Source organism: Mycobacterium nebraskense, from assembly GCF_002102255.1.
GTDB classification, from domain to species: Bacteria; Actinomycetota; Actinomycetes; order Mycobacteriales; family Mycobacteriaceae; genus Mycobacterium; species Mycobacterium nebraskense.
Genome location: NZ_LQPH01000177.1, coordinates 13,160 through 36,791, shown reverse-complemented (window position 1 = coordinate 36,791; position 23,632 = coordinate 13,160). Strand labels below are relative to the sequence as shown.

Here is a 23,632-nt window from a genome sequence, read left to right as displayed (position 1 = left end):
GAAGGTGACGGGCCTTGCTAGTGACCTGAGTCCTCAATCCGCGTCCATCCGGCCCTAGCCATCGCCGGAGCGTCGCGCCAGGCTGGCAGGCATGGCTGCTGCGGCACGCGAGCGGTGGGCGCGGCCCGCTCAGTGGGTCGAGCCGGTCCTTGTCGCGGTGACCGTCGTCGCGTTGGCGGCCGGCGGGATCGCCTGGCTGGCCGGCGTGACCACGGTTGCCGACGGCTGCTGGATTGCGGGCACCGTGGTGGCGGTGATCCCCGCGGTGGTGTGGGTGCTGGCCGCGTTGCGCCGGGGCCGATTCGGGGTCGATGTGATCGCGGTGTTCTCGCTGGTCGGCACGCTGCTGGTGGGCGAGTATCTCGCGGGCGCGTTGATCGCGGTGATGCTGGCCGGTGGCCGGGCGCTGGAGGCGGCGGCCGCGCGCCGCGCCTCCCACGATCTGCGGGCGCTGCTCGAACACGCGCCGCGATTCGCCCGCCGCCGTGTCGGTTCAGCGGTGAACACGATCGCGCTGGATGAGGTGGCGGTCGACGATCGATTGGTGGTCGGCCCGGGTGAGGTGGTGCCCGTGGACGGGCGCATCACCGGGGTGGTCGCCGTGCTGGATGAGTCGGTCCTGACCGGCGAACCGCTGCAGGTGGAACGCGGCGTGGGCGAAAGCGTGCGCAGCGGCGTGGTCAACGCGGGCAGCGCATTCGAGATAGACGCCACCGCCACCGCGGCCGACAGCACGTACGCGCAGATCGTGCAACTGGCCGCGGAGGCCGGAGCGGAGAACGCCCCGGTCGTGCGGCTGGCCGACCGGTACGCGGCGTGGTTCTTGCCGTTGACCCTGTTGGTGGCCGGTGCGGCATGGCTGGTCAGCGGGTCACCGGTGCGGGCGGTGGCGGTGCTGGTGGTGGCGACCCCGTGCCCGCTGTTGCTTGCGGCACCCGTCGCGATCGTGTCCGGGCTGTCGCGGGCGTCGCGTCGCGGTGTGGTGGTCCGCGGCGGCGGTGCTTTGGAAAACCTCGGCCACGCAACGACTTTGGTGATGGACAAGACCGGCACCCTGACCATGGGGCAGCCCGTCGTCATCGACGTCGCGGCCGCGCCCGGCCGCGACGCGATCGAGATCCTCCGGCTGGCGGCTTCGGTGGATCAGCTGTCTCCGCATGTGCTGGCCGAAGCGATCGTCACCGCGGCGCGGGCCCGCGGTCTGCGGCTGTCGCTACCCACCGAGGTCATCGAGGAACCCGGCCGCGGCGTCGCCGCCACCCTCGACGGCCGTCGGGTTCACGTCGGCAAACTCTCGCACGACACCGTGCACACGGAATGGGCACGCGCGGTGGTGAATCGCGCCCTGCTCGACGGCGCCGCGGTCGCGTGGGTCTGCGTCGACGGGCGGCCGGCGGGCGCGGTGTTGCTGCGCGACCCGCTGCGTCGCCACGCGCCGCGCACCCTGCGCCGGTTACGGGAGGCCGGGCTGAACCGGTTGGTCATGCTGACCGGAGACCGTTCCGAGCCCGCCCGCGAGGTCGGGGCCGTGCTGGGTTTGGACGAGGTGTACGCGGAACAGAGCCCGGCCGACAAGGTGGCCGCCGTGCGCGCCGAGAAGGACCGCGCGGTGACCGTGATGGTCGGCGACGGGGTCAACGACGCACCCGCGTTGGCCGCGGCCAGCGTCGGCGTGGCCATGGGCGCCCGCGGTTCCACCGCGTCCTCGGAGGCCGCCAGCATCGTGTTGACCACCGATCGACTGGAGCGGCTCGCCGATGCGATGGACATCGCCCGCTGGTCGCGGCGCATCGCCGTGCAGAGCGCGGTCGTGGGCATGGCCCTGTCGCTGGCCGCGATGGCCGTCGCCGCCATCGGGTGGCTCCCACCGGCCGTGGGCGCGCTGGTGCAGGAGGGCATCGACGTCACCGTGATCCTGAACGCCCTGCGCGCCCTGCGCGGCAATCCGGACATCGAGGTCGACCTCCCCGCGCCGACCGAACAGCTGTTGCGGCGCTTCGACGCAGAACACGACGAACTGCGCGACGGCGTGGATCTGTTGCGCGACGCCGCCGACCGGTTGGCCGCCGCGGCCGATCAGCCGGCCCTGGCGGCGATCGGCCGCGCCCACGCCGTGCTCACCGAGCGGATCATCCCGCACGAGCGCGCCGAGGAGACGCAGCTCTATCCCGCCCTGGCCCACCCGCTGGGCACCAGCGAAGCGACCGCCCCGATGAGCCGCACCCACGCGGAAATCCAACGACTCTGCGACCGGATCGGCGCCCACCTGGCCTTGGCCCAAAGCAGCGCAGCGATCGGCCCCGATCAGGTCGACGACCTGCTCGCGTGCCTCTACGGGCTGCATGCCCTGCTACGCCTGCATTTCCTGCAGGAGGAGGAAAGCTACTTCACCCTGGCCGGGGACGAACCCGGCCCGCCAAAGCCGGATGGCCGCCAGGCCTTGGCGCACAAGCTATCCCGCTGACGGCGGTCGTTTCATGACCGTGCCGGGAAGCTCCGCGCCGTATTCGATGTCGTTGTAGTCGCGCCCGTCGCCCCCACGACTTCCCTTGCCGCCCAGCGGCGGCCGCACCGGTGCCATCGGAATCGCCGGCGGCTGCGACGCCCCCGGCGGAAGGGCGGACACCGCCGAGGCGAGCTGCACCGGCGGCTGCGAGCCCGGCAGCATCCCCACCACCGCGGGCGGCATGCTCAGCTTGCCCACCAACACGGAAACACCCATCGCCCCCCGAGGCGCCAGCGTCCCGGCGCCGAGTGCGTTCGCGAAGCTTGCCTCGGCCGACGCCAACGCCGCCGAACCCTCCGACATGCCCAGGCCGATGTCGGCGCCAACACCGTGAAGTGCGTGGGCCGCATGGAGTTGCGCGGTGTAGCTGAGCAGGTTGAAGGGAAATCCGCTGGCGGCGATGACTTGACTGCTCCACGTGCTGGCGAAACCGAACCAGCCCTTGTTGGGGTCGAAGGAAGTGGTCTGCGCCGCCAACGAGAGAGCGGCCACGGTACGGGTGGTGCCGGCGGCAGCGGGCACCATCGTGGCCTGGGTGGCTATGCCCGTCGGGTTGGCAACCGGTGGGGGTGAGGCGAATTGAGACAGCTTGACGGCGTTCAGTGAGGTGGCGCCGTAGCGATACATCGCCGTGGAGTTGTTCACCCACATGGCGTTGTATTCGGCTTCGGTTTCGGCGATGGCCGGAGCGTTGATCCCGAAGAAGTTGGTGGCCAGCAACAGCGCCAACCGCGCCCGGTTGGCGGCGACCACGGAGGGATGCACCACCGTCCAGTGCGTCAATTCGAATGCGGCCGTGACGGTTTCAACCGATACGGCGACTTCCTGGCATTGCGCGGCGGTGGTGCGCAGCCAGGCGAGGTAGGGCTCGAACGCCTGGGCCATCGCCGTCGACGAGGGACCGGTCCAGGTCCCGGCCAGCGACGCCAGCTCCGCGGCATAGCTGCTTGCGGCTTCCTCCAATTCGGCGCTCAGCTCCTGCCAGGCGCCGGCGGCGTCGATCATTGACCAGGCACCGGGTCCAGAGTGGATCAGCGCCGAAGTGATCTCGGGCGGCAGCAGCCCAAAATCGATCACGTTTCGCCCAACGAGATAGCAGGAACGGGGGACGCGTGAACCGCCGCGCTTGCGCGACAAGGCATTTGCGCCGCGATTGACCTATCCGGCGGCGAGATTCGGCTTCCGGAGTGGTGAGGGACCGTCATCGGCTCTCATCCCCCGCTTGGCGGTCGTTGTATCACCTTCTTCGGGAGTTCCGCCCCGTAGTCAAGGTCCTCGAACTTCTGCTGCTTCCGTTTGCGCCAACCGCTGCCCGCCGAGTTGGCCGCCGGCGCCATCATCGGCATCACCGGCATCCCGGTCAGCGCGGCGTCGGCCGGCAGGGGCGACGCCGCGGATGCGAGTTGCACCGGCGTTTGCGTCGCGGGCAGCAGCCCCACCACCGCGGGCGGCGCGGTCAGTTTGCCCAGCGAAACCCCGACACCCATCGCCGCCGCGGGTGCGCCCCCCGGCGCGGCTTGTAGGGCGCTGGCCAGTCTGGTCACCGACGACGCCAACGCCCTCTCGCCCTCCGAGAGCCCCAGGCCGATGTCGCTGCCCACGCCTTGCAGCGCCTGGGCCGAGCTGTTCTGCGCCAGGTAGCTGAGCAGGTTGATGGGGAACCCGGACGACATGAACTGGTTCCCCCAGGTGTTCGCAAAGTTGAACCAACCGGCGTTGGGGTCGAAGCCGGCCGTATTGAGCGCGTTGAGCGTCGAACTCACGCTCGAGGCGGTCGGACTGAGCGCGGCGTTACTGATCAGCGAGTTGGCTTGGTTGGCCGTCCCAGTCGGGTTGGTGATGGACAGCGGCGAATTGAATTGCGACAGCGACGTGGTCGCTTGTGACGACGCCGCCTGGTACCGGGTCATCGCCGCCGAATTGTTCGCCCACATGGTCTGGTATTCGTCCTGGGCCGCGGCGATCGCCGCCGTGTTCTGCCCGAACCGGTTGGTGGCCAGCAGTTGCGCGAGCAGCGTCCGGTTGGCGGCCACCACTGCGGGAGGGACCACCGCCGCGCGGACGGCGGTGAACGCCACCGCGGCGGACTCTGCCGAGGTGGCCATTTGCTGGGCCTGCTGCGCGGTCTCGCGCAGCCAGATGAGGTAGGGCTGCACGGCCTGCAGCATCGCCATCGAGGACGGGCCGTCCCACGACTCGATCAACGACGACAACACGGACGCATACACGGCGACCGAGTTCTCCAACTCGACGCCCAGACTCTGCCACGCACCGGCAGCCTCGATCAGCGAAGCCGCTCCAGGGCCGGAGTGGATAAGCGTCGAGGTCACCTCGGGCGGCGCGAATAAGTCCATCACATCTCACATTGTCTACGCCGGGTACGCGGCCGGAAAATTTCGTTTACCAGGATGCAAAGAGACCGGAAACATTACGCATTGCCCCCCCAGGGTGCCGCCAAGTTCCTTCCCCGTCGAGTCCCGGTTGTGACGAACGATATACCCGTGACGTTAGGGTGACCAAAGTATTTACCGGTTTCGGCGCCTCGAAGATAGCAGGCGGCGCCGGCCCAGAGATGCTCCAGACCTGGAAAATGCCACTACAGGCCGGGCAAGCAGATGGGGGCTCCGTAGCAGGGGGGCGGGCCTAGCGGGCGCCGTGGAGCGTCTCCCTCCCACACGAACTGGCCGACGTTGCCCATGCCCCCGACGGGGACCCAGTACCAGTGGTGGCAGACGCCCATGTCCCAGCGGACATCTGGCATGGGCAACGGTTGGCCCGGGCACCAGTCGTGCGGGACCGTGAAGTTGTCTAGGGGCACTGGGCGGTTGAATTGCGGCGCAAAACTGCGCTCCGCCTGGGCGGTGCCCGCGGCCAGCCCCATAACGGCCACCGCCACGCCGCCTGACAGCAGCGCCCCGGTGATGACCTTCCTGACCTTGTGATCGTGCGACATTGCCTCGCGCCTTTCCTCGACGCTGTGATGCTGGGGCTCAGTATCCGCTCGCACCGGCCCCCTCACATGGGAAGTGGACTACGCGAATCAGCAGACAACGAACGGTTCGCTACCGATCCCAGAAACGCCTTCACCAACCCGTTCCACGGAGGGGTTCCGGCTCAGCCGTCGATGTGCGTCGGAGGGTCGGCGAAGGCGAGGTCCGCAGGGCGGTGGTCGGGACCCATCACATCGCAGTGCTTGTCGGGCACCAGGTAGGAACTGGCGCCATTGGGAACCAAGCGGGTAATTGCCACGCAACGTTGCCAGGTGCCGTCAGGCTGAACGGGTCCATCGCACTTGCTGAGAACGGGTCCTCCGTACTGGCAGCCGGCGCCGGCCGGCGGCGCCGAGTCGATCAGCCCTGCGGCCATCAGCAGGGCAGCCAATCCTCCGACGATGCCGCGCTTCATGGTCGCCTCCCGTCACATCGCCGCTGGGGCGTTGCCGAGTGCCTGGGATGGCAAATGCCGTCGACAGCCCGGCCAGCAACCAATGACGCTACCGCTTATGTCACTGGTTTTCGCAGCCTTTGAGGTCGTGATCCGAAACGAATTCGCGGCGCGCGCCCGTCACCGGATCGTCGAACTCGATGCGCTGCGCCAGCAGCCGCAGCGGCGTGCCGAAGTCATCGGGCGGCACATCAATAATGTTGGGGTACAACGGATCACCGTCGATCGGCACCCCCAGTGCGGCCATGTGCACGCGCAGCTGGTGGGTGCGGCCGGTGCGCGGGGTCAGCCGGTACAGGCCGTCCGGGGAGAGAAGTTCCACCAGCGTCTCCGCGTTGGGCGCACCCGGTTCGCAGACGGCCTGTAAAACGCCCCGCCGCTTGACGATCCGGCTGCGCACCACGCGGGGCAACACCAGGGCCGGATCCACGGCGGCGCGCGCCAGGTACGTCTTGCGGACCAACCCACGGGCGAACAGCGTCTGGTATGCGCCGCGCACCTCGCGGCGCGTAGTGAACAGCAGCACCCCGGCAGTCAGCCGGTCAAGCCGATGGGCCGGGCTCAGCTCCGGCAGACCCAGTTCCCGGCGCAGCCGCACCAGCGCGGTCTGCGCCACGTGCCGCCCGCGGGGCATGGTGGCCAGAAAGTGCGGCTTGTCGACGACCACGATGTCCGCGTCGCGATGAAGCACCGGGATGTCAAAAGGGACGGGCACCTCTTCGGGCAGTTCGCGGTAGAGGTAGACGCTGGCACCGGCGGCCAGCACGGTCGCCTCGTCGACCACCGCTCCGCCGGCGTCGACCACCTCCCCGGCCAGCACCTTCAACCGCGCCGACGCGCCGAACCGGGCGGTGAGCTCAGCCAGGACCGGTCCGCCACGCAGCCGCACCCGCGCCGGGCCGAGCCCGTCTCGCACCGGGAGTGGGGCCGGCCTCAATTGAGCGGTACCGGCTCGAGGATCTCGGCGCGCGCCTCCGGGGCGCTCGCCCGCAACTCGTCGGCCGACACGTCGTCGGGCTGGGCCTGCGACAGGATCTCGGCCTCCACGCGCGCACAGTAGTTAGCCACCTCACGCTCGACGTCCGCCGCGGTCCAACCCAGCACCGGGGCGACCACGTCGGCAACCTCGCGGGCGCAGTCGACGCCGCGGTGCGAGTACTCGATGGAGATGCGCATCCGGCGGGCCAGGATGTCCTCCAGATGCAGCGCGCCCTCGGCGGTGACGGCGTACAGGGCCTCCACCTTCAGGTAGCCCGGCGCCTCCTTGATCGGGCTGAGCAGGTCGGCGTTTCCGGCCGCCAGGCCGAGCACGTCGCCGATCAGCGAACCGTAGCGGTCCAGCAGATGACGCACCCGGTACGGATGCAAACCCTGCAGCGCCGCAACGTGTTCGGCCTGATTGACCAGCGCGAAGTAACCGTCGGCGCCCAGCAGGCTGACCTTTTCGGTGATCGACGGCGCCACCCGGGCCGGGACGAACTGGGCCGCGGCGTCGATCGCGTCGGCGGCCATCACCCGATAGGTGGTGTACTTGCCGCCGGCGATGGCCACCAGGCCCGGCGCGGGCACCGCCACGGCGTGCTCCCGCGACAGCTTGGAGGTCTCCTCGCTCTCCCCGGCCAGCAGCGGCCGCAGCCCGGCGTACACGCCGTCGATGTCGGCGTGCGTGAGCGGGATGGCGAGCACGGTGTTGACCGTCTGCAGGATGTAGTCGATGTCGGCCTTGGTGGCCGCGGGGTGGGCCAGGTCCAGGTTCCAGTCGGTGTCGGTGGTGCCGATGATCCAGTGGGTGCCCCACGGGATGACGAACATCACCGATTTCTCGGTGCGCAGGATGATGGCGACGTCGCTGACGATGCGGTCGCGCGGCACCACCACGTGCACGCCCTTGGACGCGCGCACCTGAAATCGCCCGCGCTGCTTCGACAGCGCCTGAATCTCGTCGGTCCACACCCCGGTGGCATTGACGACGACGTGGCCGCGAACTTCGGTGACGGCGCCGTTCTCGGAGTCGCGGACCCGCACGCCGGTCACCCGGTCGCCCTCGCGCAGCATCGCCACCACCTGGGTGGACGTCCGCACCACCGCGCCGTAGTGGGCGGCGGTGCGGGCGACGGTCATGGTGTGCCGGGCGTCGTCGACGACGGTGTCGTAGTAGCGGATGCCGCCGATCAACGCGCTGCGCTTAAGGCCCGGGCTCAACCGCAATGCACCCGCCCGGGTCAGATGCTTTTGCGCGGGAACGGATTTGGCACCGCCCATCCGGTCGTAAAGGAAGATGCCCGCGGCGATGTAGGGACGCTCCCACACTCGATTGGTAAGTGGAAACAAGAACGGCATCGGCTTGACCAGATGCGGCGCCAGGGTGGTCAGCGACAGCTCCCGCTCGTAGAGCGCCTCGCGCACCAGCCCGAATTCCAGCTGCTCGAGATAGCGCAACCCGCCGTGGAACATCTTCGACGAGCGGCTCGACGTGCCCGACGCGAAATCGCGCGCCTCGACCAGCGCCACCTTGAGCCCGCGGGTGGCGGCGTCCAGCGCGCAGCCGGAGCCCACCACGCCGCCGCCGATGACGACGACGTCGAACTGCTCGGCGCCGAGCCGCTCCCACGCCAACGCGCGCTGCTGAGGTCCCAACGTGGAAGCCGCCCAGGTCTGTGCGCTTTCGGGCGCCTGGATGGGGTTGCTCACGGCAGAGGACTCCTCACCGGGAAACTCCTGTCGGTTACTCGCCAGTAGGACGATGTCGAACCAAGGCTAGTCCAGATCGTCGTGTGCCATCAGCCGACGAGCGGCCTCGGTGATCGAGCCGGACAACGACGGGTAAACGGCGAGCGTCTGGGCCAGCTCGGTGACGGTGATGCGGTTTTGGACGGCCACGGCGATCGGCAGGATCAGTTCGGAGGCGATCGGGGCCACCACCACGCCGCCGATGACCACGCCGGTGGATTTGCGGCAGAACATCTTCACGAAACCCTGTCGCAGCCCGGACATCTTGGCCCGTGCGTTGGTTCGCAGCGGGAGCATGATCGTGCGGGCCGACACCGAACCGTCGTCGATCATCGTTTGCGGTACGCCAACGGCCGCGATCTCGGGCCTGGTGAACACGGTCGCCGCCACCGTCCGCAACCGGATCGGGCTGACGCCCTCGCCCAGCGCGTGATACATCGCGATCCGCCCCTGCATGGCGGCCACCGAGGCCAGCGGCAACAGGCCGGTGCAGTCACCGGCGGCGTAGATGCCGGCCACCGAGGTCCGCGACACCCGGTCCACGGTCAGATAGCCGCCGCGGCCCAGCTCGATGCCGACCCGATCCAGGCCGAGCCCGCCGGTGTTGGGGACCGACCCGATGGTCATCAGGGCATGGCTGCCCTCGACGGTGCGCCCGTCGGCCAGGGTGACCAGCACGCCGTCGTCGGTGCGGGTGACGGACTGGGCGCGGGCGTTCTTGACCAACTCGACGCCGCGCTCGGAGAACGCCTCTTCCAGCACCAACGCGGCGTCGGCGTCCTCGTAGGGCAGCACCCGGTCCCGGCTGGCGACCACGGTCACCGGCACGCCCAGCTCGGTGTAGGCGTGCACGAACTCGGCGCCGGTGACGCCCGACCCGACCACGATGAGGTGTTCGGGCAGCGCCTCCAGGTTGTACAGCTGCCGCCAGGTCAGGATGCGCTCGCCGTCGGGCTGGGCCGACGGCAGGACCCGCGGGCTGGCGCCGGTCGCAATCAGCACGACGTCGGCCTCGTACTCGCCGGTGGTGCCGTCTGCGGCGGTCGCTTTGATGCGGTGACAGGCCAGCCCGGGCGTGGGGTCGATCAGCTCACCGTGACCGGCGACCACGTGCACGCCCATGCTGAGCAGCTGTTCGGTGATATCGGCCGACTGCTCTGTGGCGAGTTGCTTCACTCGGGCATGGATCCGCGGCAGCGAGATCTTGGCGTCGTCGATGTCGATGTCGAACCCCAGCCGCGGCGCCCGGCGCAACTCGGTCCGCAGCCAGGTCGAGGCGATGAACGTCTTGGACGGCACGCAGTCGTCCAGCACCGCCGCGCCGCCGATGCCGTCGGAGTCGATGACGGTGACGTGTGTGGTGTCGGGGTGCGAGGTGGCGGCCACCAGCGCGGCTTCGTAACCGGCCGGGCCTCCACCGAGGATCACGATGCGGGTCGCCACAGCCCCCAACCTAGCCGGGGTGGGCGGCACCATGCAGCACGGCGAAAGCCTCGGAAGCAGACCGCTCGTGCGTGTGACGTCTAAGATTTCCCCGTGCCGCTCTACGCCGCCTACGGGTCGAACATGGATCCTGAGCAGATGCTCAAGCGCGCACCCCATTCGCCGATGGCCGGAACGGGCTGGCTGCACGGCTGGCGCTTGACGTTCGGGGGCGAGGACATCGGCTGGGAAGGCGCGCTGGCCACCGTCGTCGAAGATCCGAATTCCAAGGTGTTCGTCGTCCTGTACGACATGACCCCGGCCGACGAGAACAACCTCGACCGGTGGGAGGGCTCGGAGTTCGGGGTCCACAAGAAGATCCGGTGCCGGGTGGAGCGCATCTCGTCGGACACCAGCACCGACCCCGTGCTGGCGTGGCTGTACGTGCTCGACGCCTGGGAGGGCGGCCTGCCGTCGGCGCGGTATCTGGGCGTGATGGCCGATGCGGCCGAAATCGCCGGAGCACCAAGCGATTACGTGCACAACCTACGGACTCGACCGGCCCACAACGTCGGTCCGGGAACCGGCTCCTAGGGCTTCCCCGCGAGCGGTACGGGCGCTACGGCAACGAGAACGCGGCCGACTGCTCGACGATGTTGACCATCACGCGCAGCCCGATCGCCAACGCCCGCTCGTCGAGGTCGAACGTCGGCTGGTGTAGATCCAGCTGCGGCCCCTGGCCCGGCCAGACGCCCAAGCGCGCCATCGCGCCGGGAATCTCCTCGAGGTACCAGGAGAAGTCCTCGCCCCCGCCGGACTGGCGGGTATCGGCCAGCGCGTCGGGGCCGATGGCCTCGATCGCGTGGGTGAGGATGCGCGTCGAAACGTCCTCGTTGACCACCGGCGGCACACCGCGCCGGTACTGCAGCGTGTGGTCGATGTCCAGCGGGGCCAGCAGCGCCGACACCGTCTCGCGGATGATCTCCTCGAGGCCCACCCAGGTCTGGCGGCTCGCGGTGCGGACCGTGCCGCCCAGCACCCCGCTCTGCGGAATGGCGTTGGCGGCCACCCCCGCGTTCACCGCGCCCCACACCAGCACGGTGCCATTGCGCGGGTCGATGCGGCGGGACAGCACACCGGGCAGCCCGGTGATCAGCGTGCCGAGCCCGTAGACCAAGTCGGCGGTCAGGTGTGGACGGGACGTGTGCCCGCCCGGGGAATGCAGCGTGATCTCGATCTGGTCGGCCGCCGACGTGATGGGGCCGTGCCGGACCGCGATCTGGCCGACCTCGAGCCGGGGGTCGCAGTGCAGGGCGAAGATCCGCGACACCCCGGTGATCGCGCCCGCGGCGATGGCGTCGATCGCGCCGCCGGGCATCAGCTCCTCGGCGGCCTGGAAGATCAGCCGCACCCCGACCGGCAGCTCCGGCACCGACGCCAGCGTCAGCGCGGTGCCGAGCAGGATCGCCGTGTGGGCGTCATGCCCGCAGGCGTGCGCGACGTTGGGCATGGTCGAGGTGTAGGGCGCGCCAGTCCGCTCGGCCATGGGCAGCGCGTCCATGTCGGCCCGCAGCGCGATCCGCGGCACGTGTTCGGGGCCGAGATCGCAGACCAGTCCGGTGCCGCCGGGCAGCACCTTGGGGTTGAGCCCCGCGTCGGCCAACCGCTCCGCGACGAACTGGGTGGTGGCGTACTCCTGCCGACCCAGCTCCGGGTAGCGGTGGATGTGCCGGCGCCACTCGACCAGGTCTTCGTGGTGTGCGGCCAGCCAGGAGGTGGCGGCGTCGGCGAGGCTCATGCGTGCGCCCCGCGGTGTCTGAGCTCTTGGGCCGCCAGCACGCGGTCGCGTTCGGCGGGCGTCTGGGCCAGCTGAACCACCGTGCGGGCCAGCATGATTGCGCCCTCGGTGACGGCGCGGTCCCCGCTGGGACTGGCGGCGGCGGCGGTGAACGCGCGCTGGTGCACCGTGGCGCCGCCGGCGTCGACCCCGACGATCGGATGGATCCCCGGCAGCACCTGGGTCACGTTGCCCATGTCGGTGCTGCCCATGGGCAACGTCGCTTCGAACTCGCGAGCCACCGGGTCGCGCCCGAGCCGGCGCATCTCCTCGCGGAAGGCGTCGGCCAACCATTCGTCGGGCGTGAGTTCGTCGTAAGCGGGTGCCGGATTGTCGATTTCGTATTCGCAGCCGGTGGCCAGCGCACCAGCGGCGAAGCACGCGTACATCCTGCCCTCCAGCTGTTTCAGCGAATCCGACTCGTATGCCCGCATCGCATACTGCAGCGTCGCGTGCCCGGGGATGACGTTGACCGCCTGCCCGCCGTCGGTGACGATCCCGTGCATCAGTTGGCCCGGGGCCAGTTGCTGCCGCAACAGCCCGACGGCCACTTGCGCGACGGTCACGGCGTCGGCGGCATTGATCCCCTGATGCGGCGCGACGGCAGCATGGGATTCCTTGCCACGGTAGTGCACCGTCGCTTCCGACAGTGCCAGCGAGCGGGCCGCGGCGATGTCGGCGGGGCCGGGATGCAGCATCACGGCCGCCGCGATGTCGTCGAACACCCCGGCCTTGAGCAGTAGCGCCTTGCCGCCGCCCGCCTCCTCGGCCGGGGTACCGATCAGTGCCACCCGCAGGCCCAGCTCGTCGGCGACCTCGGCCAGCGCCAGCGCGGTGCCCACCGCCGACGCGGCGATGATGTTGTGGCCACAGGCGTGCCCGATCTCGGGCAGCGCGTCGTACTCGGCGCATACCCCTACGGTCAGCGGCCCGCTGCCGAAGTCGGCGCGAAAGGCGGTGTCCAGGCCCCCGGCGGACGCGGTGATCTCGAAACCGCGTTCGGCGACCAGCGCCTGGGCCTTGGCGCAGCTGCGATGCTCGCCGAACGCCAGCTCGGGCTCGGCGTGGATGGCGTGGGACAGCTCAACGAGTTCGGAGCCACGTCGCCGCACGACATCCTCGACGTTGTCCAATGCGGTGGTGGGCATTCTCGCAGTATCCCACCGCAGCCTTGGGGCTGGGCTACACCAGTCCGGCGATGAATCCCGCCGCCTGTCCGGGGTAGGGCGGCACACCGTAATCGTGGTGGGCATCCCGGTCCCGACCGCCGACGACGCACACCGGGTCACCGGCACCGCAGATGTCGATGGCGCGGCCGGCGAACTGACCCGTCGTCGAAAGGGGCGTGTTGAAGCGGTTGCCGGGATTGCCGAAAACCGCAACCGCCGCAACCTTGTTGGCCAGGCCCGGGTCGAGCGCCGGAGCCGATCCGAAGTTGCCGATGCGCTCGCCCAGCGGCGGCACCCCGGCCAGCATCGAAACCGCGGCGGCGCCCTGCGAGAAGCCGCCGAGGACCAGCTTCGTAGCCGGGCACTGGTCGGCCATCTGGGCAATGTGGTCGCGCGCGTCGTTGGCGGCGTCGGCGGTTTGCAGGAAGTTGTAGCTGGCCGGATAGTTCACCGCGTACGCGTCGACGCTGCGCGAGCCGAGGTCGGGCCGCAGGGCGGCAAGCAGCGCATCCCCGGCGACCCCCAGGCCGGGCGGCTCGGCAGTGCCGCGGGCAAAGATGAGTTGAACGTCGGGACATCCGTCGGCCCGCGCCGGCGCCACCGGACCGCTGGCGATCCAAAGCACCGACACCGCAACGGCGACGGCCAGGCCGACAACCGGCCAGCTACGAAGAATCATGCGGCAAATCTTCACATATTCCGGCGCGCCTCGTCGCAGGGCTAAGGTCGATGGCTGTGGCCGAACCCCTGCCCGACCCCGGCGAACTGGCGCGGCGGGCGGCACAGGCCATCGGCGAGCGCACCGGCGTACCCGAGCATGACGTCGCCATCGTGCTCGGATCGGGATGGCGCCCGGCGGCCGACGCGCTCGGCTCCCCGACCGCCGTGCTGCCCCAGGCCGACGTGCCCGGCTTCGCCCCGCCGACCGCCGTCGGGCATACCGGCGAGCTGATGTCGACACGCATCGGCGAGCACCGGGTGCTGGTGCTGGTCGGTCGAATACACGCCTACGAGGGCCACGACCTGTGCCACGTGGTGCACCCGGTGCGGGCGGCCTGCGCGGCGGGGGCGCGCATCGTCGTGCTCACCAATGCGGCCGGCGGGCTGCGGCCCGATATGACGGTCGGCCAGCCGGTGCTGATCAGCGACCACCTCAACCTGACCGCGCGTTCGCCGTTGCTCGGCCCGCAATTCGTGGACCTGACCGACGCCTACGCGCCGCGGCTGCGGGACCTCGCCCGCCAGGGCGACCCGGCCCTGACCGAGGGCGTCTACGCCGGCCTGCCGGGGCCGCACTACGAGACGCCGGCCGAGGTGCGCATGCTGCGGATGCTGGGCGCTGACCTGGTGGGCATGTCCACCGTGCACGAGACCATTGCGGCGCGGGCGGCCGGCGCCGAGGTGCTGGGGGTGTCGCTGGTGACCAACCTGGCCGCCGGGATCAGCGGCGAGCCGCTGAGCCACGCCGAGGTGCTCGCAGCCGGTGCCGCGTCGGCGAGCCGGATGGGTGCGCTACTGGCCGACGTCGTCGCCCGGTTCTGATCAGATGACGCCCGAGGAGTGGATCGCGCACGATCCCGACCCGGCGACGGCCGCCGAGCTCGCCGCGTGCGGTCCCGACGAAATCGCCGCGCGCTTCGCCCACCCGCTCACGTTCGGCACCGCGGGCCTGCGCGGCCCGGTGCGCGGCGGGCCGGATGCCATGAACGTCGCGGTGGTGTCGCGCGCCACCTGGGCGGTGGCACAGGTGCTCAGCGGGCGCGGCCTGGCCGGCTCGACTGTGATCGTCGGGCGCGACTCCCGGCACGGCTCCGCCATTTTCGCCACCGTCACCGCCGAAGTACTTGCCGCTCAGGGTTTTTCGGTACAGCTACTGCCGGGATCGGTCCCCACGCCGGTCGTCGCGTTCGCCGTGCGCCACACCGGCGCCGCCGCGGGGATACAGATCACCGCGTCGCACAACCCGCCGACCGACAACGGCTACAAGGTCTACGCCGACGGCGGCATCCAGATCATCTCCCCCACCGACCGTGAGATCGAGGCCGCGATGGCCGCCGCTCCCCCGGCCGACGAAATAGGCCGGGCGCCCGTGGCGCCCGCTGTCACCGATCTGGTCGAGCGCTACATCGCGCGTGCCGCCGGCGTGCGGCGCGCCACCGGTTCGGTACGGGTGGCCCTGACACCGTTGCACGGGGTGGGCGGAGTCGTTGCCGTGGAAGCATTGCAGCGCGCCGGCTTCGGGCAGGTGCACACCGTAGGGGCCCAGTTCGCGCCGGACCCCGACTTCCCCACCGTCGCCTTCCCCAATCCCGAGGAGCCCGGCGCCGCGGACGCGCTGCTCGCCCTGGCCGCGGACGTCACGGCCGACGTCGCGATCGCGCTGGATCCCGACGCCGACCGATGCGCGGTCGGCATCCCCACCGGGTCGGGATGGCGGATGCTGTCCGGAGACGAAACCGGTTGGCTGCTGGGCGATTACATCTTGAGTCGGATCGCCGATCCCCGCGCGGCGGTGGTGGCCAGCACCGTGGTGTCGTCGCGGATGCTGGCGGCGATCGCGCGTCACCACGGAGCCACCCACGTCGAGACCCTCACCGGCTTCAAGTGGCTGGCGCGCGCCGACGCCAACGTGCCCGGCGGCACCCTGGTGTACGCCTACGAGGAGGCGATCGGGCACTGCGTCGACCCGGATGCCGTGCGCGACAAAGACGGCATCAGCGCCGCGGTGCTGGTGTGCGATCTGGTGGCCGCGCTGCGAGAGCGGGGCCGTTCGGTGTCCGATGCGCTCGACGAGCTCGCCCGGCGGCACGGTGTGCACGACGTCGCGGCGGTGTCGCGCCGTGTTGCCGACACTGCCGAAGCAGCCGAACTGATGCGGCGGCTGCGGGTGACGCCCCCGGAAACGCTGGCCGGGTTCACCGCGACCCGCACCGACATCACCGACGCGCTGATCTTCACCGGGGGTGTTGACGACACGTCGGTCAGGCTGGTGGTGCGGCCGTCCGGGACCGAGCCGAAGCTGAAGTGCTACATCGAGGTTCGCTGCGCGGTGACCGGCGGCCTGCCCGATGCCCGGCGGCGCGCCGGCGCGTTGCGCGACGAGCTGGTGGCCGAGGCGCAGAGCTGGTGAGCTAGCGGGGCCCGAATTGGCGGTCGCCCGCATCGCCGAGACCCGGCACGATATAGGCGTTCTCGTTGAGCCCGTCATCGACCGCCACGGTGAAAAGACGCGCTGCGGGCGCCGTTTTCTCAAGTGCGGCAACGCCTTCGGGCGCAGCCACCGCGCACAACACCGTGATATCGGTTGCGCCGCGCTCCAGCAGCAGGCCGACGGTGTGGCTCAACGACCCGCCCGTGGCCAGCATCGGATCCAAGACCAGCACCGGCAGGCCGGTCAGGTCGTCGGGCAGCGACTCGAAATACCCACTCGCCCGATGGGTTTCCTCGTTGCGGGCCACGCCGACGAATCCGACCCGGGCCTGCGGCAAGAGCGCAAGCGCCTGATCGACCATGCCCAACCCGGCCCGCAACACCGGCACCAGCAGGGGTGGCTTGGCCAGCCGCACACCCTGGGTCTCGGCCAGCGGTGTGCGGATCGGGAAGGTCTCTCGGGGCGCGTCGCGGGTGGCCTCGTAGACCAGCATCGCGGTCAGATCATGCAACGCCGCCCGGAAACCCTTGTTGTCGGTGCGTTCGTCGCGCATAGTCGTCAGCCGGGCCACCGCCAGCGGGTGATCGACAACGCGCACCTCCACGGTGTTCGACCCTATATAACGATCCGGCCGCATTTCGTTAACGCCCCGCTGAAACCGCCCGCGTCGGCGCCGCCGGCATGCCGCGTGCACCCATATGCTCCCGTAGTGCTGAGCGGATTCATGGGTTCAACAGGGCTGACGGGCAGAGCATTTCGAGTCCTTGGGGCGCTGGGCGCGGTGGCCTTGGTGGGGCTGGCGGCCAGCCCGCTGACTCCGCGGGTAGGCCTTGCGGCAGCGGCCATTCCGCAGCCCGCGCACATCGTGATCGTGGTGGAGGAGAACCGCTCCGAGGCCAACATCATCGGCAACAAGTCGGCGCCCTTCATCACCGCGCTGGCCGCGGGTGGCGCCAATATGGTCCAGTCGTTCGCCGAAACACACCCCAGCGAGCCGAATTACCTGGCGCTGTTCGCCGGCAACACGTTCGGGGTCACCACGGACCAGTGCCCGGTCAACGGCGGCGCCGCCCCCAATCTCGGTTCCGAATTGCTGGCCGCGGGCTACACGTTCGTCGGCTTCGCCGAAGGCCTGCCCGCGGTCGGCTCGCCGGCGTGCAGCGCCGGCAAGTACGCGCGCAAGCACGTGCCCTGGGCCAACTTCACCAACGTGCCACCGGCGAACTCGCTGCCGTTCTCGGCCTTCCCGATGGGCAACTACGCCAGCCTGCCCACCGTGTCGTTCGTCATCCCCAACAACGACAACAACATGCACGACGGCTCCATCGCGCAGGCGGACGCCTGGCTGAACCGGCAGCTGTCGGGCTACGCCAACTGGGCGGCGGCCAACAACAGCCTGCTGATCGTGACGTTCGACGAGGACGACAACGGGAGCCGCAACCAGATCCCCACGGTGTTCTACGGCGCGCACGTCCGGCCGGGCAATTACAGCGAACAGATCAATCACTACAACGTGCTCTCCACGATCGAGCAGATGTACGGGCTGCCCAAAACCGGCTACGCGGCCAGCGCGCCGCCCATCACCGATATCTGGGGCTAGGTACGACGGCCCGGCTCCTTGCTCGCGCCGTCCCGGCGCTCGCCGTCGCCGGGGTAGGTACGACGGCCCGGCTCCTTGCTCGCGCCGTCCCGGCGCTCGCCGTCGCCGGGCTAGCCGCGCCCGACGGCAGGCACCTTCCCCGGCCGTCGCTATTGTGTGCCGCATGGCTGCTGACCTCGTGCCCATCCGCCTGAGCCTGTCCGATGGTGACCGCTACACCGTGTGGGCGCCCCGCTGGCGCGACGCCGGCGACGAGTGGGAGGCGTTCCTGGGCAAGGACGAGGACCTGTACGTCTTCTCCTCCGTCGCCGACCTGGTCGCGTTCGTGCGCTCGGATACCGACAACGACCTGGTCGACCACCCGGCGTGGAAGGACCTGACCTCGGCGCACGCGCACAAGTTCGATCCGGCCGAGGACAAGCAGTTCGATCTGGTCGCGGTCGAGGAGCTGGTGTCGGAGAAGCCGACCGAGGAGTCGGTGACCGCGCTGGCGGGCGCGCTGGCGCTCGTCTCGTCCATCGGGTCGGTGTGCGAGCTGGCGGCGGTGTCCAAGTTCTTCAACGGCAACCCCACCCTGGGCACCGTGTCGGGCGGGATCGACCACTTCACCGGCAAGGCCGGCCTCAAACGCTGGAACGCGATCGGCGAGATCATCGGGCGCAGCTGGGACGACGTGCTCAGCGCGATCGACGGCATCGTCAGCACCCCCGAGGTCGACGCCAAGCTGTCGGCCAAGGCCGCCGACGAGCTGGCCGAAGAGCCCGAGGAAGAAGAGGCGGACGAGCCGGACGTCGAGGTCACCGAGGAAGAAGCCGATGCGGAGGCCGACGAGTCCGTGGAGACCGACGTCGAGGAAGTCGAGGAACCCCGCGCGACCGGCGACACCGTGATCCTGGGCAGCGACGAGGATTTCTGGCTGCAAGTCGGCATCGACCCGATTCGGATCATGACGAGTTCGGGCACCTTCTACACGCTGCGGTGCTACCTGGACGACCGCCCGATCTTCCTGGGCCGCAACGGGCGCATCAGCGTGTTCAGCTCCGAGCGGGCGCTGGCCCGCTACCTCGCCGACGAGCACGACCACGACCTGGCCGACTTGAGCACCTACGACGACATCCGCACCGCCGCCACCGACGGTTCGCTGGAGGTCAAGGTCACCGAGGACAACATCTACGTGCTCAGCGGGCTGGCCGACGACATCGCCGACGGGCCGGACGCCGTGGACCGCGACCAGCTGGACCTGGCCGTCGAGCTGCTCCGCGACATCGGCGACTATTCCGAGGAGGGCACGGTCGACAAGGCGCTCGAGACGGGCCGCCCCCTGGGCAAGCTGGTGGCCTACGTGCTCGAGCCCGGCTCGGTCGGCAAGCCCTCGGCCCCGTACGCCCCGGCGGTACGGGAATGGGAGAACCTGGAGCAATTCGTCGACGGGCGGCTCAGGCGCGAATAGCCCTGCGTTTGACGGGCCCCCGCGTCTCATCTTTACTGGCGGGTGTCGCTTCCCGGGATCGGCCCGTTACCGCTGTACGGCTTCCAACGCCCGGGCATGCTGTTGTTCGGCTTGCTCCCGCTGGCTCTGCTCGCGGTCTACATCCTGGTCCAGGCTCGCCGCCTGCGCCGGCTGCGCCGGTACACCGAGGCGAACGTGCCGCAGTCGCGGACGCGGCACCTTCCGATCGCCGTGTCGCTGCTCAGCCTGATCCTGTTGACCATCGCGCTGGCCACCCCCACCCACGACATGCGCATCCCGCGCAACCGGGCCGTCATCGTGCTCGTCATCGACATGTCGCAGTCCATGCGGGCCACCGACGTCCCGCCCAACCGGCTCAAGGCCGCCGAGGAGGCCGCCAGCCAGTTCGCCAGTCAGCTGACGCCGGGCATCAACCTCGGGCTGGTCGGCTTCGCGGGCACGCCGTACCTGCTGGTGCCGCCGACCCCGCAGCACCAGGCGACGATCGACGCGCTCAAGAAGCTCGACTTCGCCGACAGCACGGCCACCGGCGAGGCCATCTTCACCGCCCTGCACGCGGTGAGCGCCACCGCCATCAGCGGTGGCGACACCCCGCCGCCGGCCCGCATCGTGCTGCTCTCCGACGGCGGGGAGAACAAGCCGTCCAACCCCAGCGATCCGCATGACGGGGTCTACACCGCGGCACGACTGGCCCGGGACGAGGGGGTGCCCATCTCGACGATCTCGTTCGGCACCAAGACGGGTGAGATCGTGATGGACGGGCAGCGGGTCGCCGTCCCGGTCTCGACGGACCAGATGAAGATGGTCGCCAAGCTGTCCGGCGGGCAGTCCTACACCGCCAGCAACATCGCCGAGCTCAACAAGAGCTACAACGCCATCGAGAAGGACATCGGCTACCGCATCGTGCCGGGGCCGGGCAGCGCCGGATGGTTGCGCCTGGGCGTCCTCACCGCCTTGATCGCGACGGCGCTGGCGCTGTTGATCAACCGGCGGCTGCCGATCTGACCGCTCAGGCGGGCAGCCGGCGGTTCAGGAACAGGCCGGCCAGGATGGCGCCCGCCATGGCGACGGCACCCAGCAGCATCCAGGCCAGGCTGGCGTCGCCCTTGACGGTTTCGTAGCCGATCTGGCGCTGCAGGGTCGCGTAGACGTTCTTCAGCGACTCCAGGCTGTCGGCGTGGAACGACTGGCCGTCGGTGATCTCGCAGATCTTCTGCAGCGTCTGATCGTCGACGGGAACCGGGATGGTGGCGCCCTCGTACTCGACGGTGCCGTACGGCGTGCCGAAGGAGATCGTCGAGATCTGCACGCCCTCGGCCTTGGCCGCCCTGGCGGCGGTGAACGCGCCCTGCGGGGCGTTGGGGTCCAGCGGCACGTTCTCGGCGCCGTCGGACTCCAGCACGATGCGCGCCGGCGGCGGGCCGTCGCCGCCGCCCATCACCGAGCCGACCGTCGCTATGGCCTGCAGCGCGGTGAACAGGCCTTCACCCGTCGCGGTCTTGGGGGCCGGTTTCAGGTTGTCGATCGCCGCCTTCACCGCCGCGCGGTTGGTCGTCGGGGACACCAGTAGCGACGCGTTGGCCGCGAACTCCACCAGGCCCAGGTTGATGGCCGGCGTCAGCTCGTCGGCGAATTGCTTGCCGGCCACCTTGGCGGCGGTCAGCCGGTCGGGGGGGACGTCGGTGGAGGCCATGGACTCCGACACGTCGATGACCAGCATGACGACTGCGCGGTTGAGCGGGATCCGGACGTCAGACGTCGGCCCGGCCATCGCGGTGGTCAGCAACACCAGCGACGCGGCCAGCAGGATCGTCGGCACGTGCCGCCACCGGCTGGGATGCGCGGGCGCGACCCGCTCCAGCACCTCCATGTTGGCGAACCGCAGCACGCGGCGGCGGCGGGCGAACTGCTGCACGACGTAGATGCCCAGGACCAGCAGAACGACCAGCAGGACCAGGAAGAACCACGCGTTCTGGAAGCCGGTGACCGAGACGGGGCCCAGCAGGGGCAACTTCATGTCCAGCCACACTATTCGCCAAGTGTGGACCGTGCACGGCCCGCCGGGTCAGCCGGCGACGAGGTCGCGGCGCTGCGTGAACTTGATGTCGAGGCTGCGGAGGTGGGTCTGCAGCCCGGCGTCCTGGATCGGGATCAGGTGTGCGGGCTGGTCGGTCTCGTTGTAGTGGGCGTGCCACATGCCCGGCGGGGTGGTGAAGGCGCCGCCCGCCCGCCAGTCCACCCGGATGGGGTCGATGATGTCGCCTCGCTCGTCGAGGCGGGTGCCCAGCAGGGTGTAGCAGCCGCGGGCCGGCGCGTCGAGGATCAGGTCCAGGGCGACCGACTGGTGCCGGTGCGGGCGCTGCACCTGGTTCGGGGGCAGCACGCCGAACATGGCCCACAGCACGTGGGTGATGGTCAGCGTCTGCGCTTGGTTGGCGTTGGCCAGGAGCACGCTGACCCGGCTCTTGTCGTTGGCGCCCGGGCGCGACGCGATCTCCTCCAGCTTGGCCACCGCGTCCGAACGGCGGAATTTGGTCGCGCGGAACCGCGGGCGGGTGGCGTCGGCGCCCAGGTAGCGCATCAGCGGCTCGTCGTGCACCCAGTACATCGCCGTGTCGGCGGCCGCGTAGAACACTGAATGCATGCCCGCGGGCAGGGTCAGGAAGTCGCCCTTCTCCCACTGGACCAGCTGGCCGTTGACCGCCGCGAAGCCCCGCCCATAGAGCGCGTAATACAGCTGGGACGTGGCGTTGGGGCTGGTGTCGATCTGCTCGCCCGGGCGGATGCGCAGGAAGTTGGCCAGCAACGCGGGGCTGGTCGCCGCGCCGGTCTCGATACGCAGCTCCTTGGACAGATCCAGCGGGATCACACCGGTGGGCTGATCCGCGTAGACATCCGGATCGAACCGGGTAATCGGCACCTGCGCGACGTGTCCCGAACCGATGGGGTTGGCCGCCTTGGAGTACTCGAAGTACTCGGCGTCCTCGGCCCAGTCCTGAAAACGACCTTCGAACCCGTATTCGGCCACGTTGACCATCGGCGCGGGAATCGTCGGGTCCAGATTCGGGGTCAGGGCTTGTTCCGTGACGGGCATTTCGCGTCTCCTTCGAACTGCTCGAGCGCCTCTTGAGTGCATCTCATGTTTGTTTCGTATTTATCTTGTATCTCAGTTGCCAGGCTGTCAAGGCCGGGTTGGTGTACCGTCACCACACTGCTGGGATACGACTTAGCTACCAGGAAGGCTGCAGTGGCAACGAGTGAGCCGCGGCCGGGCACGGCCAAGGACCGCGCGCTGGATTACGTCAAGATGCAGGTGCTCTCCGGCGGATTCCCGGGCGGGGAGCTGATCAGCGAGGGCGACGTCGCCACGGCGCTGGGGATGTCGCGCACCCCGGTGCGCGAGGCGTTTCTGCGGCTGGAGGCCGAGGGCCTGCTGCGCCTGTACCCGCAGCGCGGCGCCCTGGTCGTTCCCGTTTCGCCCGACGAGGTCCGGTCGGTGATGGAGGCGCGGCTGGTTTTGGAGCAGTTCGCCGCGACCAAGGTGGTGGGCCGCGGGCCCGCCGCGTGCGCCGCGGTCTTCGAGCGACTGTCGGGTGAGCTGCAACGGCAGCGTGCCGCCGTCGACCGCACCGATTGGCCCGAGTTCCTCGATGCCGACCGCGCCTTCCACGCCATCACGCTGACCGAGTCGGGCAACGCCATTTTGTCGGGTTTCTATGGGTCACTGCGGGATCGGCAGATGAGGATGATCGGCGAATCGGCGCTGCGCGACCCCGACCGGGTGACGACGATCCTGCACGAGCACCGCGACATCGCCGAGGCGCTGCGCGACGGTGACCGCGAGCGAGCGCTGCGCGCGGTGCAGACCCATCTGGCGAGCACGGTGCGCGCCATCGGTCTGGCGGCGGACCTGATTTGAGTCCACGCGAATTGCGTTAGAAGTCGGTCGATTCGGGGAAGTCCGTCAAAGATGGTGCCCACCCCGGGCGCCGCTACGACAGGAGCTCGAAGTGATCACATCCATAATCCTCGCCATCGTCGTGGGGGCGATCATCGGTTTGGTCGCCCGTCTCGTGATGCCGGGAAAGCAGAACGTCGGCATGATCATGACCGTCGTGATCGGCGCCGTGGGCGGCTTGATCGGCTCGGCGGTGGCCAGCGCACTCGGATACCACAATGCCAACGGTGGGGTGGCGTGGATTCCGTTCTTCATCGGGGTGGGCGCCGCCATCGTGCTCATCGCCATCTACGAATCGCTGACCGGCCGTCGTACCGGCACCCGGCTGCCCCGTTAGCCACTTG

At 69.7% G+C, this 23,632-nt stretch carries 22 protein-coding genes; 9 read left to right on the top strand and 13 right to left on the bottom strand.

What is annotated here, in order from left to right; all coding sequences use genetic code 11:
- The first annotated feature begins 91 nt into the window (after window positions 1-91).
- On the top strand, window positions 92-2,464 hold the full coding sequence (locus AWC17_RS29285; RefSeq protein WP_085165605.1) for a heavy metal translocating P-type ATPase: 2,373 nt from the start codon (window positions 92-94) through the stop codon (window positions 2,462-2,464).
- On the opposite strand, the gene AWC17_RS29280 is transcribed toward AWC17_RS29285, so the two are convergent.
- The 7 genes from AWC17_RS29280 to AWC17_RS29250 all read right to left on the bottom strand — a co-directional run bounded on the left by AWC17_RS29280 (window position 2,453) and on the right by AWC17_RS29250 (window position 10,123).
- Window positions 2,453-3,580 (bottom strand): PPE family protein, encoded by a 1,128-nt coding sequence (locus AWC17_RS29280; RefSeq protein WP_046184921.1) that lies wholly within the window; start codon window positions 3,578-3,580, stop codon window positions 2,453-2,455. The genes AWC17_RS29285 and AWC17_RS29280 overlap by 12 nt on opposite strands.
- 137 nt (window positions 3,581-3,717) lie before the next feature.
- Window positions 3,718-4,860, bottom strand: coding sequence for a PPE family protein (locus AWC17_RS29275; protein ID WP_046184913.1), 1,143 nt, complete (start codon window positions 4,858-4,860; stop codon window positions 3,718-3,720).
- 242 nt (window positions 4,861-5,102) lie between these two features.
- A complete protein-coding gene (locus tag AWC17_RS29270; RefSeq protein ID WP_046184922.1) occupies window positions 5,103-5,459 on the bottom strand; it encodes a hypothetical protein in 357 nt (118 codons plus the stop codon).
- A gap of 161 nt (window positions 5,460-5,620) precedes the next feature.
- Window positions 5,621-5,911, bottom strand: a complete 291-nt coding sequence (locus AWC17_RS29265) for a CDGP domain-containing protein (protein WP_046184914.1) — start codon at window positions 5,909-5,911, stop codon at window positions 5,621-5,623.
- Window positions 5,912-6,011: 100 nt separating this feature from the next.
- Window positions 6,012-6,887 (bottom strand): pseudouridine synthase, encoded by an 876-nt coding sequence (locus AWC17_RS29260; protein WP_046184915.1) that lies wholly within the window; start codon window positions 6,885-6,887, stop codon window positions 6,012-6,014.
- The gene (locus AWC17_RS29255; RefSeq protein WP_046184916.1) at window positions 6,884-8,641 is read right to left on the bottom strand and encodes a glycerol-3-phosphate dehydrogenase/oxidase; all 1,758 of its coding nucleotides are present in this window, start codon (window positions 8,639-8,641) and stop codon (window positions 6,884-6,886) included. The genes AWC17_RS29260 and AWC17_RS29255 overlap by 4 nt, the downstream gene beginning before the upstream one ends.
- Before the next feature lie 66 nt (window positions 8,642-8,707).
- The gene (locus AWC17_RS29250; protein WP_046184923.1) at window positions 8,708-10,123 is read right to left on the bottom strand and encodes an NAD(P)H-quinone dehydrogenase; all 1,416 of its coding nucleotides are present in this window, start codon (window positions 10,121-10,123) and stop codon (window positions 8,708-8,710) included.
- A 93-nt stretch (window positions 10,124-10,216) separates the two neighbouring features.
- On the opposite strand from AWC17_RS29250, the gene AWC17_RS29245 reads away from it, so the two are divergent.
- Window positions 10,217-10,696, top strand: coding sequence for a gamma-glutamylcyclotransferase family protein (locus AWC17_RS29245; protein WP_046184917.1), 480 nt, complete (start codon window positions 10,217-10,219; stop codon window positions 10,694-10,696).
- A 25-nt stretch (window positions 10,697-10,721) separates the two neighbouring features.
- Here AWC17_RS29245 and AWC17_RS29240 read toward each other — a convergent pair whose 3' ends face one another.
- The 3 genes from AWC17_RS29240 to AWC17_RS29230 are packed head-to-tail and all read right to left on the bottom strand — an operon-like array spanning window position 10,722 to window position 13,739.
- Window positions 10,722-11,900 (bottom strand): amidohydrolase, encoded by a 1,179-nt coding sequence (locus tag AWC17_RS29240; protein ID WP_046184918.1) that lies wholly within the window; start codon window positions 11,898-11,900, stop codon window positions 10,722-10,724.
- Window positions 11,897-13,087, bottom strand: a complete 1,191-nt coding sequence (locus tag AWC17_RS29235; RefSeq protein WP_046184919.1) for a M20 family metallopeptidase — start codon at window positions 13,085-13,087, stop codon at window positions 11,897-11,899. The genes AWC17_RS29240 and AWC17_RS29235 overlap by 4 nt, the downstream gene beginning before the upstream one ends.
- 34 nt (window positions 13,088-13,121) lie before the next feature.
- The gene (locus tag AWC17_RS29230; RefSeq protein ID WP_231614133.1) at window positions 13,122-13,739 is read right to left on the bottom strand and encodes a cutinase family protein; all 618 of its coding nucleotides are present in this window, start codon (window positions 13,737-13,739) and stop codon (window positions 13,122-13,124) included.
- Between the two features lie 104 nt (window positions 13,740-13,843).
- On the opposite strand from AWC17_RS29230, the gene AWC17_RS29225 reads away from it, so the two are divergent.
- Window positions 13,844-14,650, top strand: a complete 807-nt coding sequence (locus AWC17_RS29225; protein WP_141224852.1) for a purine-nucleoside phosphorylase — start codon at window positions 13,844-13,846, stop codon at window positions 14,648-14,650.
- 4 nt (window positions 14,651-14,654) lie between these two features.
- Window positions 14,655-16,238 (top strand): phospho-sugar mutase, encoded by a 1,584-nt coding sequence (locus tag AWC17_RS29220; protein WP_085165624.1) that lies wholly within the window; start codon window positions 14,655-14,657, stop codon window positions 16,236-16,238.
- Window position 16,239: 1 nt separating this feature from the next.
- Here the strand turns inward: AWC17_RS29220 and upp are convergent, their stop codons facing one another.
- Complete coding sequence (gene upp, locus AWC17_RS29215; RefSeq protein ID WP_046185243.1) at window positions 16,240-16,863, bottom strand: uracil phosphoribosyltransferase; 624 nt, start codon at window positions 16,861-16,863, stop codon at window positions 16,240-16,242.
- Between the two features lie 120 nt (window positions 16,864-16,983).
- Here upp and AWC17_RS29210 point away from each other — a divergent pair, with 120 nt between their 5' ends.
- The 3 genes from AWC17_RS29210 to AWC17_RS29200 all read left to right on the top strand — a co-directional run bounded on the left by AWC17_RS29210 (window position 16,984) and on the right by AWC17_RS29200 (window position 20,335).
- Entirely contained in the window at window positions 16,984-17,859 is an 876-nt protein-coding gene (locus tag AWC17_RS29210; RefSeq protein WP_046185251.1) for an alkaline phosphatase family protein, read from the top strand.
- A gap of 163 nt (window positions 17,860-18,022) precedes the next feature.
- Window positions 18,023-19,309, top strand: a complete 1,287-nt coding sequence (gene satS, locus AWC17_RS29205) for a protein export chaperone SatS (RefSeq protein ID WP_046185244.1) — start codon at window positions 18,023-18,025, stop codon at window positions 19,307-19,309.
- A gap of 42 nt (window positions 19,310-19,351) precedes the next feature.
- Window positions 19,352-20,335: a VWA domain-containing protein gene (locus tag AWC17_RS29200; RefSeq protein WP_046185245.1), complete on the top strand. Its 984-nt coding sequence runs from the start codon at window positions 19,352-19,354 to the stop codon at window positions 20,333-20,335.
- Between the two features lie 4 nt (window positions 20,336-20,339).
- Here AWC17_RS29200 and AWC17_RS29195 read toward each other — a convergent pair whose 3' ends face one another.
- Together AWC17_RS29195 and AWC17_RS29190 are read right to left on the bottom strand one after the other, a co-directional pair.
- The gene (locus tag AWC17_RS29195) at window positions 20,340-21,347 is read right to left on the bottom strand and encodes a VWA domain-containing protein (protein WP_046185252.1); all 1,008 of its coding nucleotides are present in this window, start codon (window positions 21,345-21,347) and stop codon (window positions 20,340-20,342) included.
- Window positions 21,348-21,395: 48 nt separating this feature from the next.
- On the bottom strand, window positions 21,396-22,424 hold the full coding sequence (locus tag AWC17_RS29190; RefSeq protein WP_046185246.1) for a cupin domain-containing protein: 1,029 nt from the start codon (window positions 22,422-22,424) through the stop codon (window positions 21,396-21,398).
- Between the two features lie 153 nt (window positions 22,425-22,577).
- Between AWC17_RS29190 and AWC17_RS29185 the strand changes: the two genes are divergently transcribed.
- Together AWC17_RS29185 and AWC17_RS29180 are read left to right on the top strand one after the other, a co-directional pair.
- Entirely contained in the window at window positions 22,578-23,249 is a 672-nt protein-coding gene (locus AWC17_RS29185) for a GntR family transcriptional regulator (RefSeq protein ID WP_046185247.1), read from the top strand.
- Window positions 23,250-23,340: 91 nt separating this feature from the next.
- Window positions 23,341-23,625 (top strand): GlsB/YeaQ/YmgE family stress response membrane protein, encoded by a 285-nt coding sequence (locus AWC17_RS29180; protein ID WP_046185248.1) that lies wholly within the window; start codon window positions 23,341-23,343, stop codon window positions 23,623-23,625.
- The last annotated feature ends 7 nt before the right edge of the window (window positions 23,626-23,632 follow it).

Coding starts and splice junctions, on each gene's coding strand:
- AWC17_RS29235 (WP_046184919.1), bottom strand. CDS start 13,087: ATGCCCACCACCGCATTGGACAACGTCGAGGATGTCGTGCGGCGACGT.
- AWC17_RS29265 (WP_046184914.1), bottom strand. CDS start 5,911: ATGAAGCGCGGCATCGTCGGAGGATTGGCTGCCCTGCTGATGGCCGCA.
- AWC17_RS29275 (WP_046184913.1), bottom strand. CDS start 4,860: ATGGACTTATTCGCGCCGCCCGAGGTGACCTCGACGCTTATCCACTCC.
- AWC17_RS29195 (WP_046185252.1), bottom strand. CDS start 21,347: ATGAAGTTGCCCCTGCTGGGCCCCGTCTCGGTCACCGGCTTCCAGAAC.
- AWC17_RS29270 (WP_046184922.1), bottom strand. CDS start 5,459: ATGTCGCACGATCACAAGGTCAGGAAGGTCATCACCGGGGCGCTGCTG.
- satS (WP_046185244.1), top strand. CDS start 18,023: ATGGCTGCTGACCTCGTGCCCATCCGCCTGAGCCTGTCCGATGGTGAC.
- AWC17_RS29210 (WP_046185251.1), top strand. CDS start 16,984: ATGGGTTCAACAGGGCTGACGGGCAGAGCATTTCGAGTCCTTGGGGCG.
- AWC17_RS29190 (WP_046185246.1), bottom strand. CDS start 22,424: ATGCCCGTCACGGAACAAGCCCTGACCCCGAATCTGGACCCGACGATT.
- AWC17_RS29240 (WP_046184918.1), bottom strand. CDS start 11,900: ATGAGCCTCGCCGACGCCGCCACCTCCTGGCTGGCCGCACACCACGAA.
- AWC17_RS29285 (WP_085165605.1), top strand. CDS start 92: ATGGCTGCTGCGGCACGCGAGCGGTGGGCGCGGCCCGCTCAGTGGGTC.
- AWC17_RS29220 (WP_085165624.1), top strand. CDS start 14,655: ATGACGCCCGAGGAGTGGATCGCGCACGATCCCGACCCGGCGACGGCC.